Genomic DNA, 16422 nt, shown 5'->3' on the forward strand with positions numbered 1-16422 from the left:
TATATATCCAAGATGAAAAAGTATCTGAAAATCGCATTATTGGTAGTCGTTGCTATCATTTTTGTCGGAACATTTGTGTTTCTTTATCAGAAATCCAAGCCTAAAGTAATCACTTACGAAACAGTTAGACCGGAAGTGACAGACCTGCAAAAGACAACAGTAGCTACCGGAAAGGTGGAACCGAGAGACGAAATCTTAATCAAGCCGCAAATTTCGGGCATTATAGACGAAGTATATAAAGAAGCCGGACAAGCTGTGAAAAAAGGGGAAGTCATAGCCAAAGTAAAAGTAATCCCTGAACTCGGACAACTGAATTCAGCCGAAAGTCGGGTGCGCCTGGCGGAAATCAATACCACACAGGCCGAGACGGACTTCGCCCGCGTCAGGAAACTGTATGAAGACCAGTTAATCAGTCGGGAGGAATACGAGAAAAGTGAAGTAGCCCTGAAACAGGCACGCGAAGAGAAGCAGACAGCCAAAGATAATCTGGAAATCGTAAAAGAAGGAATTACCAAAAACAGTGCCTCTTTCAGCAGTACCCTGATTCGTTCCACTATCGACGGGCTGATTCTGGATATACCTGTCAAGGCTGGTAATTCGGTGATTATGAGTAACACGTTCAATGATGGAACCACGATTGCCACAGTAGCCAACATGAATGACTTGATTTTTCGCGGCAATATTGATGAAACGGAAGTCGGACGCATTCACGAACAAATGCCGATAAAGTTGACAATCGGAGCTTTACAGAATCTGACCTTCAATGCCATTCTGGAGTATATATCTCCTAAAGGAGTAGAAACGAATGGAGCCAACCAGTTCGAGATAAAAGCCGCCATCTCTGTTCCGGATTCTGTTCAGATTCGTTCCGGATATTCGGCTAATGCGGAAATCGTGTTACAAAGAGCCAATCAGGTATTGGCAGTGCCCGAAAGCACTGTTGAATTTAGTGGTGACTCTACATTTGTGTACATCATGACAGATTCAGTGCCCGAACAAAAGTTCCAGCGTACACAGGTGACTGCCGGTATGAGTGATGGAATCAAGATAGAAATCAAGAAAGGGGTAACCATTCAGGACAAAATACGTGGTGCAGAGAAAAAAGATAAATAATTGAATCCGATGAAAATAATTCGTAAAACCATATCAGCCCTTCTGCTTGCCGGAGTCGGAATCACCTCCATCCAGGCACAGAACAACTCTTCGCAAGCGTGGACGCTGCGGCAATGTATCGACTATGCCATTGAGCATAATATAGAAATCCGTCAATCGGCCAATAATGTCGAAGCAGGCAAAGTGAGTGTAAACACTACTAAATGGGCACGCCTTCCGAATTTGAGCGGTAGTGCCAGCCAAAACTGGAGTTGGGGCCGTACTGCTTCTCCGATAGACAACTCGTATAGTGACATTAACAGCGCCAATACCAGTTTCAGCCTGGGAACAAACGTACCTATATTTACCGGTTTACAATTGTCCAACCAATATTCACTTGCCAAACTGGATTTAAAAGCTGCCATAGAAGATTTAAATAGAGCCAAAGAAGATATTGCAATCAATGTCACTTCGGCTTATTTACAGGTTTTATTCAATCAAGAATTAAGTAAGATTGCTCATAATCAGGTTGATTTAAGCAAAGACCAGTTAAAACGTATTCAAGGTCTTCAGGGAGTGGGTAAGGCATCCTCTTCTGAAGTGGCCGAAGCACAAGCCCGTGTCGCACAGGATGAAATGACTGCTGTACAATCAGACAATACGTACAAACTGTCCTTACTGGATCTCACCCAACTTTTGGAATTACCCACGCCTGAAGGATTTGTACTCGAAAGCCCTAAGGAAGAATTAGAGTTCGAATCTCTCACTCCGCCGGATGACATATATACACAGGCACTTACTTACAAACCAAGCATTAAGGCTGCAGAATATCGTTTGCAAGGTAGTCTTAATAGTATTCGTATTGCCCAAAGTGCGTTTTATCCACAACTCTCTTTCAGTGCCGGTCTGGGAAGTAATTATTATACGGTTAGCGGAAGATCAGAGAGCAGCTTCGGCAGTCAGATGAAAAACAATCTGAATAAATATATAGGATTTAATTTGAGCGTGCCAATCTTCAACCGTTTTGCCACAAGAAACCGGGTACGCACGGCTCGTTTGCAACAAATAGATTTATCCTTGAAGTTGGATAACAGTAAAAAAGTGCTCTATAAAGAAATTCAGCAAGCCTGGTACAATGCTCTGGCAGCAGAAAGTAAATACAACTCCAGTGAAGTGGCAGTAAAAGCCAACGAAGAGTCTTTCCGCCTGATGAGTGAGAAGTTCAATAACGGCAAGGCTACCTTTGTGGAATACAATGAAGCCAAACTTAACCTGACGAAAGCTCTTTCGGATAAGTTGCAGGCAAAATATGACTACCTGTTCCGGACTAAAATTCTGGATTTCTACAAAGGACAGGTCATTGAATAAAAAAGAAATAAAGTTGAGTTTAGTATAGTAGTTCCTTAAAACATATCCGTTGGTTCATTCGTTATTATAGAAAGAACTAACGGATATGAAGTATTTTATCGCTATAGTGATTGTAATGATTAGTAATACATTTTTAGGAGTTGCTAAACCAATGAAGAATCAAGCAGAAATCTATTTTGCGGGAGGATGTTTCTGGGGAACAGAACATTTCCTGAAACAAATTCGAGGAGTAGAAAGTACTCAGGTAGGATATGCCAACAGTAATGTTGCCAATCCGAGTTATGAACAGGTCTGTTCAGGAAAAACCAATGCTGCCGAAACAGTAAAGGTGGTTTATGATCCGAAAACGGTAGATTTGAATTTACTGCTCGATCTATATTTCAAGACAATCGATCCTACCAGCCTCAACCGGCAAGGTAATGACCGGGGAACGCAGTATAGAACCGGAATTTATTATGTAGATAAAGAAGATCTCCCTGTCATCAAGCAAGCAATTCAATTATTATCCGCACAATATAAAACTCCTATCGTCCTAGAAGTAAAGCCATTGACAAATTTCTATCCGGCAGAGACTTACCACCAGGACTATCTGGATAAAAATCCGGGTGGATACTGCCATATCAATCCTGGTTTATTCGAAATGGCACGCAAAGCGAATGCGCCGAAAGCTAAAGCGTATCAAAAAGCGGATGATGCAACCCTTCGTAAGGAATTGTCGGCGGAACAATATGCCGTAACCCAAAAGAATGCCACCGAACCAGCTTTCCACAATGAATACTGGAATGAGCATCGTCCCGGCATTTATGTGGATATTACTACCGGAGAACCTCTGTTTGTCTCTACCGACAAGTTTGATTCAGGTTGCGGGTGGCCAAGCTTTTCCCAACCGATTCAAAAAGGTCTAATCGCAGAAAAGAAAGATACTTCGCACGGCATGATACGTACGGAAGTACGCAGTAAAACCGGAGATGCTCATTTGGGACACGTATTCACAGATGGGCCGAAAGAGAAAGGTGGATTACGTTATTGCATCAATAGCGCTTCACTTCGTTTTATCCCGAAAGATAAAATGAAAGAGGAAGGTTATGGAGAATATCTACCACTCGTCAAATAGATATTGAAGAGTTACAAAAGCTAATCGTAACTGTTCATTAGAAAACAGAACGGTGTACGAAAACGAACAAATAAGGAAATAATTTACTGACTAATAATGCTATTAAAAGAATGCTCAAAAGGTTCGTCATACAGTGATTTGTATTCCCTGCAGAAATGTTCATAAGTAGTCTTAGCCATATATTGCTTACGCATAGATACATAAGTGGCACATTTGAGCCTAAGAGCCGCTTCATTCACGGAATCGAACCGGAAGATAATATCGGATATTAATAATTTGGTATCATAAGCTTCATGCTCATCTAATAAAGTGGCATACTTTAATAAAGATTCAATCAGGCTGTCTGCTATCCGGCTTTTAAAAGTATCGAGCCACAGATAGTCACACTCATTCAGCAAGCCGCCTTTAGCTGTTAGTGCTGCTATGATTTTAATTCGTTCGGTTGTCAGGCTATCGGGACGAATCCGTTCCGGAAGACATTCATAGTAATCCACAAAAGCTGTTTTATCAAATTGCACCCGCCAGTTACCCGAAATCTTGGAGATAGTGCAACCACCAACAGATTCTACCAACACACGCAACTTGGAAAGATTTACTGCCCGGTTATTTTTGGCACTTACATCATCTTTATCAAACCACAACATGGTCGTGAGTTCTTCCGACGATATTCCATTTTCCGCCGACCGCAAAATCAACAAAATAAACAGCTCACGCAGAAGTGGAGAAAAACGTTGCGAGACTTCCTCACCATTACGGTCAAAAACCTGCAATCCGCCAAACAGGTAAACGGCATTATACCGGGGTAACTTAACCCTTTCTCCTTCATCGCCAAATGAGGTGAGTATCTCAATCCGGTTGCTTGCCTTCAATCTCTTCTGACGCCTACGCCGCCAATGCATTCCCAGGAACACAATCATATCCACCACAATAATCAATAAAATCCAGTACCAGGCGGACAGATGTTGCTCCTCCTTTCCAATCAACAACAATTCAGCATGCCCCTCCACCAACTTCAAATGGGAACGTTTATCACCCAGAATATGAAATCGATACCCACGGTCCGAACGAATGCCATGCGACGAAAATGCATAAGAATGTTCATTTGCGGATATATAAACCGAATCTGCCGGGAAACGAACCGAAAAGCCTACTGACATGGTATCAGTCCGGATTGAATCTTTTGGAGAGCCTATCCGCACTTTCTCAACCTCTGAATTACACACCCACAGAAGTTCAGTACCTGCCTGCGGAGAACGGGAAAGAATCAGATTATATAATTCTTTATCTGTACTTTCAATGCGCATCAGCGACTCAAACACCACTTTATCCTGCTCGGGAAGCACAATCTGCAATGTGATAATGCTCCCTTTATCCAGATAATTAAACTGTTTCGTATCAAGTATCTGATCTGCCTTCACTCTCTTAATCTCTTCTGCGGGACGTACAGCACGTACGGATACAGTAAAAGAGAGGCAGAATATCAATAGCATAATCTTTTGCCCTAAAGAATACAATCCTTGTATGTACGATGCCGATAGAAACATTTTAAATACCTGTCTGATAAATAGGTCAACAAAAATAAGCTATTTAACCGATGGCTCAAAATTTTAGTCTTACTTAATAGAGTATTTTTGCTCCGGCTGCCGCCATCTTAGCATACTCATGTGCAACACCTGCCACCTCATACTTGTCCCAGTTCAATGAGCAACCGTCTTTGGTACTGATACGCTTCGCCTCTGAAAAATAATACTTACCACGCTGATACCTGTTTGCCCCTTGTGCTTCGGCACCTGCTGAAGTGTTCAATCCGTTACGATCCGTATCTGCCGTGCCCAAATGAACAATCAATTTACGGGCAAACAACGATGCCACCCGGGAAGTAGTTGCGACATCCGTATTTTTCAAGCCATAAGGATAAGCAACATCCACATCGGGCAATGTATACCAACCCGCATTGGCACTTACCGCCCTATCAACACGGGTATCAGGCATAAACGTCACATACCGGTGCACGAACTGCGCTCCGGCAGAATGTCCCCACACATCATATTTATTCCGCGAAGAACCGGTATCTTTCCGGACAGTATCAAAAACGGACTCAATAAGTGAGAATGTCCATTCTGAACGATCAAGCAACGTATTTCCCTGAAACATACCTCCTTCGATATACTGTGCAGTAGAGTAAGTCTCCGTAGGAAACTCAAACACAAAGACCATTACCTCCCTATTGGATGCTTCTGCACGCCATGCATTCAAATAATCATCGGCATTTCTTTCTAATCCGGGAAATACAAACAACACCGGCATTTTTTTCATATCCCCGTTGACAGGGATATGAAAATGTATGCGGACAGGCCGGTCGGCCAAAGGCGCATATCCGGAATATGTCACGATACCGTCTCCCGGAAGAAACCCGGAGGTTTCTCCCAAAGATTCCGATTCGTCGTCTTTAAAACAACTCGTCATCAATACGGCAATGATTAAAATCAATAAGTTTGCTACACGCATCATTATCAAAAGAGAATATGAAGATTCAACTTAACCTGAAATTCCTTAGATCCTGCCCCCACTAACTGATTGTATGAGGTATATGAACCTGCCAGCTGTAGCTTGAACGTATTATTATTGAAATATTTCGATGCTCCGAAAGTGATGTTATCCGCCTCGCGCAAAACACTCTGTTCAGTCTCCTTCCACTCGGGTTTCACTTTACTGTAAGCAATATCAAGTGCCCATAATTTACGGAAAAGATACCCAGCCTGCACATTGAATCCATTTCCCAAAGCCAGGTAATTGGCTATCTGATGCGGTTTCAATTTTGCACCTTCATCCTTTTCTACATAAAGCCCGTTCAAACCGTTCGCTGTTGCATTGACATACTCTGCCAACAAGGAGAAACCATTCCACTTGAAGAGTAAATCGGCAGACAACTTACGATAGTCGGGATAATCCGCAGCACCTTCTTTATCATACATCTGAAAATCATTATGTCCCTCACCTACCATATTACTGGCACCGACATTATAACTATAGGCCGCACCGATAGCCAATTTGGGAGATTTCTCACGAATAAAATCATTAAAGACCATTTCATTACCGCTCGTAAAGAAGCCCAACGGATAAACAGTGACACGTCCGCCATATTTCAACCCACCCAAATCAGGGTCAGTGCTTGATGAACCAAATGAATTGCGTCCGTCACCGGAAGTAACAGCAGCGCCCAAATCGAATCCGAGTTTGCCAAGTGACAAGCGGCTTTCAACAAATAATCCCAACTCACGGCCTGTACGGGAGAAAATACGATCCATCAATGAATGTTCACCAAAAGCAAGTCCCTGATCGAGCATCATCATCTGCCGGGTATTGGTAAAAGTCTGTTTCTGTCCGGCACTGATTTTCAACTGTTTCCAGGGAGCATACGAAACCCATGCATCCAACAAAGGGTAGGAATCTGCAAAATCTGCCTGTAAAAAGAATCCCAGTTTCTCATTCAGGAACGAACCTTCCAGACTTAAATAAGCATGTTCAATATCAAATCCATATTCCGACTCTGCGTTCTTGATATCCGTATAATAACCTGATCCCTGGAGATAACCGCCAAAACGCAGTTTCTGACCGGGTGTTCTCAAGTTCAAGTCAAGCAAACCATCTTTCAGTTGCGGAAATGCCTCGTTTCCAATTGTCTGAGCATACATACCTGTAGCCAAAATCAAGGAGAAAACTCCTATTATTATCTTTTTCATATCTTGTATTCTATTTATCGTCATTAATTAATCTATTTCATTTTACGATAGACGCCCAGCGTATTGTTTACTGCAGCATCAATCACGCGGTAGTTGACGAAACCATTGGCTGATTCCGGTTCCAGCAATACTGTCACAAGGGTGGCCAAAGGTTGGGACATGGGAATACGATAGCTGCCGGCCGGAAGAGTAATCGTACGGTTACTGGTATTTGTTACCACATTCAACGGTAAAATACCGGCTACCAAATCATGGCTTTCTACTGCTTTTGTAACAGTGTAACACTCCAGTTCAACCGTTTCAGGAGATTCCAGCCGTTCCAGTTCAACCCCATAATGCTGCAATATTTCCACAGCACGATTTTGGTTGGCGTCCAGATAATAGGCAACAGGGCGTTCGCGGGTCAGTACAACTTCTGATTCGGGAGCGATACGGGCCTCAACAGGCACAGTTATCTCTTTACAGGCAAGCATATCAATAAAATTCAACGGATAGTCGGAAGCAGATTTCGAACGGAAAGTCACGGCAATATCACCATTATAATGAGCAGATTCATCTACGGCTTTTCGTATTTGATCTTCATGCTCAAAAGTAGTACGGGCAAATGATTCTGCCAATTTATAAACAGTATATACCCTACGTTTGTAAGAAGTGCGTCCCAAACCAACACCACGTACTTCCATCAACATTGAAATAGCTCCACGCAATGCCATGATATTAGTGGAAGAACGGGGAGAGGAACCGCCGATATTGAATATAATTTCTCCACGATTACTTTTAGTAGTAAAATAGGTATGATGTGTCAGTCCTTCCGCATCAGCCATACGACTAGCTTCAGGCACATAAAAATCGTCTACAACAGTACGTAATGCGGGAGATACATTCGGGTTGCTACTCCACAAAAACATAAAGTCGTTAGGATTGGTAACCAGAAGCCCGTCGGTCACTTCTTCGTAAGAGGCACGAAGCGGTTTGTATTCATGGAAATCAATAAACAAATGAGGTTTGACTGTCAGAGCAACCCGTTGTAAAGTGCGTGCTTCCGGGGTTGACAAAAGAGTCTGGTCACGGTTCAGGTCTATACCATTGGCAGTGAGCCGTTCTCCCTGTTCGCTTCCGTCAATATTTACCGAAGGCAGGATATAGAAATCCATCTTATCAAGCAGGGCAGACAATTGAGGATCACGGGTCAGTTGCTTCATAAAATATAGAAGTCCTTCCGTACCAGCCGGTTCATTTCCATGTACACATCCTGTATAGAGGACACGTAACTTATCACTTCCTCCTTTACTCACCTTTATCATAGGAATTTCACGTCCACGCTGGGTACGACCTACAATTTGAAGTTTCACCCATTCCGGATGAGCGGTAGCCAAATCATGCAAGAACGTCATCAACTCACGATAAGTGGTGAAACCATGCTTCTTGGCAAATGCCGGTGTATCCATGTCGACCTGTGGGTCGGGGAAGAACTTCGCCGTCACCTTTCCGGTCTGTTGAGCATAGAATGGAAGACCGGATAATAAAAGACAGAGTATTAATAATATTCGTTTCATAGCTTCATCAGAATTTAAATTGGAACAATAGGTTTCCTATCCACTCATTACCATTATAGGTGTATGTACTGTCGGGAGTACGGTTTTCACCATTGCTACGGGCCAGTCCGACAGTTAATTGTATTTTGGCAGCATAATTACGTGTCAGATATTTGGAGACACTAAAATCATAAAAGTTATGTCTGTTGAAATACAGATTATTATTCATATATGAATATTCGTCCGGCTTAAGGTATGTATAACGCAAGTCAAAACTCCAAAGACTGCGAAGCATATATCCTGCCTGAATATTAAACCCTTGCCCCAACATCATTCTATTTTTAATATAAGCTTCTACATTCTGCTCTCCGTTCACATCAAAGGTAGTAGCGGTGGTACCATCGTTTCTTACCCGTTTCGTAATAGAAGAAGGAACATATCCCCAGGTCTTCGCATATTCGCCCAACATGGAAAATCCGCGATACTTAAAGGCAAAGTCTGCTACCAATTTAGCATAATCGGGAAGATCTATTTCATCACGGTCATTCATATAAAGAATATCCCCGTTACTACGGCCGCCACGACGATCGGATGTGCCGTCCGCATAGCTATAAGCAATACCCACACTTAACTTCGGAGTCAGTTCGTAAGCCATATCCCCTTCTCTGCTTCCTCCCATCGAACGAAAAGCTCCAAAAGGAAGATAATCCAGCCGGCTGCCATACTTTAATCCACCATAACGTTTTCCTTCCGAAATCGGACCGGAACCATCAGTGATGGCAATAGCAGGACGTAGAAGACCTTTGCTGCCTACCCGGAAAGAACTTTCGGCAAAGACTCCCAATTCACGAATCGTGCTAAATGCAGAAGTGATCTTACTACGTTCTCCAAACTGTAAAGTGTGGGAACTCATCTGTAATTCGTAGTTATCCGTAGGAGTGGAACGCTGCCCAAACGAAACGACCAGTTTAGAACCCCAAGGGCGATAGGCTGCATAAGCATCCATCAATAAGGAACCGGAATCATCGTCCGTCTCACTACCTTTCACCAAGTCGAGTCCCAAGCGGAAACGCAATTTATCATGATAGACACTTCCATCAAAACGCACACGGGCACGTCGCACACGGAAGCGGTTGTACATCTGATCCACATCTTCAAAGCGACGGCTTTCTACCGAGGTTTGTACCATTCCGCTAATAACCAGCTTATTGCCGCCCTGTGTTGTGAGTCTTAAGCCATCCCCCATTTTATAGCGATGGAGAACTACCTTGTTGTCGATATCTGATAAACTTTCATTGCTGGCTTCCACTATTTCGGCGTCATCACTGCCTTCGTCTGTCTGCGCCATTACCGGAAGGAACAAGAATAGCCCTATCAGGAATAATAGATATTTTTTCATATCCATGTTGTTTTAGTATTACATTTCAAAATTTCCCTTACGTATCACGATGCCTTCATGCATCATTTCCGCACCACGGGCGTAGACACCCTGCAATTTCCATTTATCATCAAACAGCGTTATATCCGCATCCCATCCTTCCCGGAGTTCTCCTTTTCCTTTCAGTTTCATTGTACGGGCAGGATTCGTTGTAATCAGGCGGAAAGCATCCGAAGGGGCAATACCTCCATCCACTATCAACCGGATTACCTGTTCCAGATTTCGATGTAAGGGTGCCACAGTATAACTGTCTTCCCCGGTAACCGGGTCTTTACGACGCACACCGGCATTACCATCCGATGAGAAAGTCATACGATCAATAGATACTCCGGCATTCAATCCCTCCAATACACTTTCATAGGGTTCGCAATATTTCGTTCCGCCTGTGGAAATATCGATCATTCCTCCCATACGGGCAAATTCGATTCCTTGCAAGAACAGATCGTGCGTACGTCCCATGTGGGTAGGAGAAATATAGCTGATTAATGAAGGATATTCCCGCGCTATCTCAAGCAACAGATCAATGCCTCCGGATAAAGCTCCCAAATGCACATGCATCACTCCGCCCTTGGCAGAAGTAAAGCCCCCCAGACGTACTTGCTGAATGATACGCATCAGCTCACTTTTGGTAGGATAGGAACTACGGTCATCGCTTATAGCTATTTTACAGCCGATCACTTTATCAATGAAAATCAAATCATTGGCAACACAATCTGTCAATGTAGGAGTGGGAAGTCCATAGTAGCCGGTAAGCATATAAGCTGATATACCGTCCATGCATAGTGCTTTTGTTTTAGCATAAAGTGCCGGTAATTGCTTCACGAAGCCATCGGTTCCCAATAGTCCGACTACCGTAGTCGTTCCACAAGCCAGTAAACGGCTAAGCGGCACTTCAGGAGCCAGAGAGAAATATCCGGTTTGTCCGCCTCCGCCAATGATATGTACGTGTTGGTCGATACAGCCAGGAGCAGCATTCATGCCTGCTCCATCGATCACTTCTACTTCTATTCCACGAATATCGATATGGGGTGCGATACAAGCAATTTTTTCACCACAAATAAGCAGGTCGTTCATCCCCTTGTCTTCAGGAGCATAAAGATGTATATTTTGAATCAGTTTGAACATCATAATCAGTATTACTTGTTAAATAAAAAAGTGAATAACTATCATGGCAATCAGTGTGATTGTCAGCGGAATGATATTGCGTTTGGCCAAATCGGTAGCCGATACACCAGCGATCTCCGAGATAGCAATAATCACACCGGCAATAGGTGATGCCGCCCGTCCCATGCTCGATGCTAATTGCATAGGCAATATCATATCTACGGGTGCCATACCGACTTTGGTAGCGATTGACGGAACCAGCGGGCCAAACGAGAAGAAAGAAGCATTGCCACTTCCCATCAGGATGGCAGCCAGGAAAAGAATCAGGATAATGACAATAGAAACCAAAGTTCCAGAGAATCCCAGGCTGGTGCATCCTTCAACCAACGCATCAATGAAGCCAAGACTAATTAATCCCTTAGAGAAGATTTCTGCTGCAACAATCAGTGTCACCACATTGGTAAATACCTTACCCATCCCTTCCCAGAATGATTTCATAGTCACAAAAACCGCTTTAAAGGAACGAAGCCGTATCAACTCGAACAACATGGAAACTGCCAGAGAGACGAACATTGCCGTAGTGGTATCCAACTCGATCGGAGGATCGAACAAGTGTACATACTTCGAGAATATGATTAACAGGAACAATGGCAACACTGGCAAAATCGCATAAATCAAAGGAATATCCACCTTAAAATCTTTCGTATCCACCATTTCAGGCTGTGTACGTCCAGACTGGCGATCCTTGCGGTCAAAATAACGATTGGTGAGATAGTAAACAATCATTAGCAAAATAGTAAGCGGAATGGCCAGCGGAAGCTGGTGTTCAACAAAGTACAGCATATTATTTTGACCGACAAGTTCCGCCGCCCGGGCAGTATTGGCCGAACCGGGACCCATATCAAAAATGGTACAAGCAGAAATAACAGATACTGCCGTCAAACGACTCACTCCCAAGCCTACCAAAATAGGAAAGATAGAAGCGACCAGCAACAATCCAAGTCCCGTTGCGCTCGGTGTGCAAATGAAAAGCATTTGCCCGATAGGAATAACAATGGAAGCAGCGATATAAGGAAATTTCTTGAATATGGCCAGCGGTTGCATAGACACATATACCAATGCATCACTAGCCTTTATCTTTTTCATGTAAGCTACATAACCTCCAATAGTCATAATCATCAAACCGACACGAAGCATATTCGATGAAAAAGTTTCTTTGATAATCCGAAAGAGATCGAAAACTGGCGTTCCCGTTGTTTCAGTCAGACTTAGCGAATGCATACCAAGCAGCATACTAAGTGCCAACATCAGAATTCCGGCTACCATCAATACTCCCTGCGGATTATTCTTTTTCATTAGCCAATAAGCCACCAATACAATTATCTGTAAGGCTATAAATGCACCTATATATATCATCATAGTATCCTTTATTTGAATTATTCAGCTTCTACGCCTTTGGCAGTAGTCAAATTATTAAATATTCCTACCGGAATCTTGAAATTTGCACCAGGATTACCACTTAAGTCGAGTTCTGTTAGCTTAACCAGATTCGTCACATTGATTGCCTCCAGTTTATTATTTTTCAGATTAAGAGTCTCCAGATTGGATGTATATGAAAGATTAATAGACGACAACGTGCCATATCCACTTTTCGTACTACCATTACAGTTCAGAACACGTAATTTGGGATTACCACTCAAATCCAATGAGCCAACTCCTGCCATGCTCACTTGCAAGACTTCCAAATTGCTAAGTCCAGTAATCGGAAGTGCCTCGGTAAACTTATTTGAAGTAGCTGTAAATTCAACCAGCCCTGTAAAGAACTGTAATCCATCTGCAGAACTTATCAAAGTTTCCGCAGTTGTTAAACCAGCAGTTTGTAATTCAGCAATCGTGTTCTTCATTTTATTGACATTCACAGAAGTGACAGTAGCTGCAATTGTTTTATCCAATTGATATTCATTACCCTCTTTCACAACAAGTCCTTGTGGCAACTTGCCAGCTGTTGTCGATAGATAATAAAGGTACTCTCCAAAAGCCTTATCCGGGATCGTGAACAATTCACCGTCTTCATCGCCTCCTCCTTCAGAGTCAACCACCACCCCGACAGCAGTAGTCAATTGGTTCATTAAATCCTCCGGAATAGCAAAAGGAGTAGCCGGGTTATTACTCAAATCAAGTTCTTTCAATGCTGAATAATTTGAAGGAAGAGTAAACCCATTCCCCTGAAGATTCTGGTTCTTTAAATAAATATGTTCTATCACATTATTATTTGCGAAGCTAATTGTCGAAAGTTTGGTAGACGTATCGGTAGTAGTGTTCCCACCATAACGAAAGCGAACGAGTTTAGTGTTCTGTGATAAGTCCAGTGTTGCAATGCAGTTGTTATTCATCTCAACCGTTTCAAGTTGAGTCAATGCGGTCAGGTCCATACGTTCCACTGAATTGGAGGTGATCTTCAATGTCTTTAGAGCGGTAAAGAACTGCAAACCGTCCATATCTACAATTTTCACTGCAGCCGTAGCCACCCCTGCACTCTTCAATTTAGATATCTGCGCATCGTTTTTTACCAGATATAGGTTTTCCACGGTAGCGGCTTTTTGGGTGTTCAGATAGAATTTGCCATTTTCCGCAACAGCCATTTCATAAGGAAGTTTGTTTTCGTCTGTACGGCTACAGTTATAAACAAGGTATTCTCCCAACGCGCGATCCTTAATTTCATAAAGGTCTTGTTCACCGTCTCCCTGTATATCTTCCACATCATTTGTGGTACAAGATGAGAGTCCTCCAAGCAATAATGCCATGCAAAACATTGCAGTAGTCATCGGTTTGTTCATTCGCATCATAATTTCAAAAGTATTGGTTTTGAGCGTAAAAGTAACATTAACAAGTAAACGAAAAGATTAATACAGACCTTAACAAAAGATTAATGTTGCAAATAAAGCACCTTTTTTTGTATTTTCCTCTTTCTACTGATGAATATAACTCTAAAAATGGGGAAAACACTCCGCTTATTACCCCGAATTATTATCTACCTTTGCAGCGATTATCATATCAAGAAAAAGAAGATGGAAACGTCCAGCAAAAAAAGAATTATCATTCTATCGGCTACCGGTATCTTGCTTACCAGCCTTATTTGTCTCTTTGCATTCCGCAATGTCATTTTATGCCATATCGTTGACAAACGAACTACACGTGCCGAACAAACATACGGTCTACAAATTCATTATCAGGAGTTACGGATGAAAGGCTGCAATGAAGTGGCTTTACAAGGACTTTCTATTGTTCCCAACCAACGCGATACCCTCCTGACATTACAATCCGTCAATGTAAAACTAAGTTTTTGGGAATTGCTAAAAGGAGAAATCGAAGTACGGAATGTGCTTATGAATGGGCTGGCAATCAACTTCATCAAACATGATAGTATAGCTAACTACGATTTCCTGTTCTTTAAACGGCAACAAGAAGCAGAACCCCAACCTGTCATAGGAAGTGACTATGCCAACCGTATTGACCGGATATTAAACCTCATTTACGGTTTCCTGCCTGAAAACGGCCAACTCAGTCAAATCAATATAACCGAACGTAAAGATAGTAATTTCGTTGCAGTCAACATTCCTTCTTTTATTATTGAGAACAATCATTTCCAATCAACCATTCAGATAAAAGAAGATACACTTCCTCAACAACTATGGGAAGCGACCGGCGAACTGAACAGAAGAGACTATACATTAAAAGCATCTCTCTTTGCCCCGGAAAAAAGAAAAATCTCACTACCTTATATTACCCGCCGTTTTGGAGCAGAAGTCACTTTCGACACCCTATCTTATAATATGACTAAAGATAAGCGTGCATCCAATCAACTGCTCCTCAAAGGAAAAGCGAGAGTGAACGGACTTGACGTATTTCATAAAGCCCTCTCTCCTGAAGTAATTCATCTCGATCGTGGACAACTCTGTTACGAGATGAACATTAGCGGGCACTCACTCGAACTGGATAGTACGACCATTGTTGATTTCAACAAACTCCGGTTTCATCCTTATTTGCGAGCCGAGAAAGAGAAAGGAAACTGGCATTTCACTGCTGCAGTCAACAAATCCTGGTTTCCGGCAGATGATCTGTTCAGCTCTCTCCCCAAAGGATTATTCAGCAACTTGGAAGGCATCAAGACAAGTGGCGAGTTGGCCTATCATTTTCTATTAGATATTGATTTTGCACAACTGGATAGTCTCAAACTGGAATCCGAACTGAAAGAGAAAGACTTCCGCATCACAAGCTATGGGGCCACTTCACTCTCCAAAATGTCCGGCGAGTTCATTTATACAGCGTATGAGAATGGAATACCGGTGCGGACTTTTCCTATTGGCCCTTCGTGCGAACACTTTACACCATTGGATAGCATTTCCCCCATCCTAAGAATGTCCGTTATGCAAAGTGAAGACGGAGCATTCTTTTACCATCGCGGTTTCCTGCCCGACGCCCTACGGGAAGCATTGATTTACGACCTGCAAGTGAAACGCTTTGCACGTGGAGGAAGCACGATCACCATGCAACTCGTAAAGAATGTATTCCTGAACCGTAATAAGAACTTTGCACGTAAATTGGAAGAGGCATTGATTGTATGGCTAATAGAAAATGAAAGATTAACTTCTAAAGAACGCATGTACGAAGTATATCTGAACATTGTTGAATGGGGACCGCTCGTTTATGGTATTCAGGAAGCTTCTGCTTATTATTTCAATAAACGCCCTTCACAACTGAACACGGAAGAAAGTATTTTCCTGGCTTCCATTATCCCGAAGCCCAAGCATTTCCGCAGCTCTTTTGCAGAAGGCGGACAGTTAAAGGAGAATATGGAAGGCTATTATAAGTTGATTGCCAAGCGGCTTGCACAGAAAGGAGTAATAAGTGAAATCGAGGCGGATAGTATCCGCCCCGATATCCAAGTTACGGGCGCTGCCCGGAATAGTCTAGCCGGTGAAAACCCGGAGTCTAGTTCTCCTTCCGCTGAGGAGCAATGAGATTGAT

12 protein-coding genes are annotated in these 16422 nt (G+C 42.7%); 4 read left to right on the plus strand and 8 right to left on the minus strand.

Annotation, left to right across the window (positions count from 1 at the left end):
* Positions 1-12: 12 nt before the first annotated feature.
* The 3 genes from GD630_RS00945 (at position 13) to msrB (ending at position 3574) form a co-directional block, all read left to right on the plus strand.
* Positions 13-1113, plus strand: coding sequence for an efflux RND transporter periplasmic adaptor subunit (locus GD630_RS00945; protein ID WP_143865279.1), 1101 nt, complete (start codon positions 13-15; stop codon positions 1111-1113).
* Between the two features lie 9 nt (positions 1114-1122).
* Entirely contained in the window at positions 1123-2460 is a 1338-nt protein-coding gene (locus GD630_RS00950; protein ID WP_143865280.1) for a TolC family protein, read from the plus strand.
* Positions 2461-2545: 85 nt separating this feature from the next.
* Positions 2546-3574: a peptide-methionine (R)-S-oxide reductase MsrB gene (msrB, locus tag GD630_RS00955; protein ID WP_143865281.1), complete on the plus strand. Its 1029-nt coding sequence runs from the start codon at positions 2546-2548 to the stop codon at positions 3572-3574.
* Positions 3575-3657: 83 nt separating this feature from the next.
* Here the strand turns inward: msrB and GD630_RS00960 are convergent, their stop codons facing one another.
* The 8 genes from GD630_RS00960 to GD630_RS00995 form a co-directional block, all read right to left on the minus strand.
* Complete coding sequence (locus tag GD630_RS00960) at positions 3658-5064, minus strand: hypothetical protein (RefSeq protein ID WP_238482953.1); 1407 nt, start codon at positions 5062-5064, stop codon at positions 3658-3660.
* A gap of 127 nt (positions 5065-5191) precedes the next feature.
* Positions 5192-6085 (minus strand): hypothetical protein, encoded by an 894-nt coding sequence (locus GD630_RS00965; RefSeq protein WP_143865283.1) that lies wholly within the window; start codon positions 6083-6085, stop codon positions 5192-5194.
* A gap of 2 nt (positions 6086-6087) precedes the next feature.
* Positions 6088-7317 (minus strand): porin family protein, encoded by a 1230-nt coding sequence (locus GD630_RS00970; protein ID WP_143865284.1) that lies wholly within the window; start codon positions 7315-7317, stop codon positions 6088-6090.
* A gap of 32 nt (positions 7318-7349) precedes the next feature.
* The gene (locus GD630_RS00975) at positions 7350-8873 is read right to left on the minus strand and encodes a M14 family metallopeptidase (protein ID WP_143865285.1); all 1524 of its coding nucleotides are present in this window, start codon (positions 8871-8873) and stop codon (positions 7350-7352) included.
* Positions 8874-8880: 7 nt separating this feature from the next.
* Positions 8881-10251, minus strand: coding sequence for a porin (locus GD630_RS00980; RefSeq protein ID WP_143865286.1), 1371 nt, complete (start codon positions 10249-10251; stop codon positions 8881-8883).
* A gap of 18 nt (positions 10252-10269) precedes the next feature.
* The gene (gene iadA, locus GD630_RS00985; protein WP_122136325.1) at positions 10270-11415 is read right to left on the minus strand and encodes a beta-aspartyl-peptidase; all 1146 of its coding nucleotides are present in this window, start codon (positions 11413-11415) and stop codon (positions 10270-10272) included.
* Between the two features lie 18 nt (positions 11416-11433).
* Positions 11434-12810 carry a C4-dicarboxylate transporter DcuC gene (dcuC, locus tag GD630_RS00990; RefSeq protein ID WP_143865355.1) on the minus strand — a complete coding sequence of 459 codons (1377 nt, stop codon included), beginning with the start codon at positions 12808-12810 and terminating at the stop codon, positions 11434-11436.
* Positions 12811-12830: 20 nt separating this feature from the next.
* The gene (locus GD630_RS00995) at positions 12831-14240 is read right to left on the minus strand and encodes a leucine-rich repeat domain-containing protein (protein ID WP_143865287.1); all 1410 of its coding nucleotides are present in this window, start codon (positions 14238-14240) and stop codon (positions 12831-12833) included.
* 222 nt (positions 14241-14462) lie between these two features.
* Here GD630_RS00995 and GD630_RS01000 point away from each other — a divergent pair, with 222 nt between their 5' ends.
* On the plus strand, positions 14463-16415 hold the full coding sequence (locus tag GD630_RS01000) for a transglycosylase domain-containing protein (RefSeq protein ID WP_143865356.1): 1953 nt from the start codon (positions 14463-14465) through the stop codon (positions 16413-16415).
* Positions 16416-16422: the final 7 nt, after the last annotated feature.

Source organism: Bacteroides zhangwenhongii (assembly GCF_009193325.2).
GTDB classification, from domain to species: Bacteria; Bacteroidota; Bacteroidia; order Bacteroidales; family Bacteroidaceae; genus Bacteroides; species Bacteroides zhangwenhongii.

What these genes read in the sequence shown, in the direction of transcription:
- GD630_RS00945 (WP_143865279.1), top strand. Translation starts at nt 13, where the DNA reads ATGAAAAAGTATCTGAAAATCGCATTATTGGTAGTCGTTGCTATCATT.
- GD630_RS00960 (WP_238482953.1), bottom strand. Translation starts at nt 5,064, where the DNA reads ATGCTATTGATATTCTGCCTCTCTTTTACTGTATCCGTACGTGCTGTA.
- msrB (WP_143865281.1), top strand. Translation starts at nt 2,546, where the DNA reads ATGAAGTATTTTATCGCTATAGTGATTGTAATGATTAGTAATACATTT.
- GD630_RS00965 (WP_143865283.1), bottom strand. Translation starts at nt 6,085, where the DNA reads ATGATGCGTGTAGCAAACTTATTGATTTTAATCATTGCCGTATTGATG.
- GD630_RS00980 (WP_143865286.1), bottom strand. Translation starts at nt 10,251, where the DNA reads ATGAAAAAATATCTATTATTCCTGATAGGGCTATTCTTGTTCCTTCCG.
- dcuC (WP_143865355.1), bottom strand. Translation starts at nt 12,810, where the DNA reads ATGATATATATAGGTGCATTTATAGCCTTACAGATAATTGTATTGGTG.
- GD630_RS00950 (WP_143865280.1), top strand. Translation starts at nt 1,123, where the DNA reads ATGAAAATAATTCGTAAAACCATATCAGCCCTTCTGCTTGCCGGAGTC.
- GD630_RS00975 (WP_143865285.1), bottom strand. Translation starts at nt 8,873, where the DNA reads ATGAAACGAATATTATTAATACTCTGTCTTTTATTATCCGGTCTTCCA.
- GD630_RS00995 (WP_143865287.1), bottom strand. Translation starts at nt 14,240, where the DNA reads ATGATGCGAATGAACAAACCGATGACTACTGCAATGTTTTGCATGGCA.
- GD630_RS01000 (WP_143865356.1), top strand. Translation starts at nt 14,463, where the DNA reads ATGGAAACGTCCAGCAAAAAAAGAATTATCATTCTATCGGCTACCGGT.
- iadA (WP_122136325.1), bottom strand. Translation starts at nt 11,415, where the DNA reads ATGTTCAAACTGATTCAAAATATACATCTTTATGCTCCTGAAGACAAG.
- GD630_RS00970 (WP_143865284.1), bottom strand. Translation starts at nt 7,317, where the DNA reads ATGAAAAAGATAATAATAGGAGTTTTCTCCTTGATTTTGGCTACAGGT.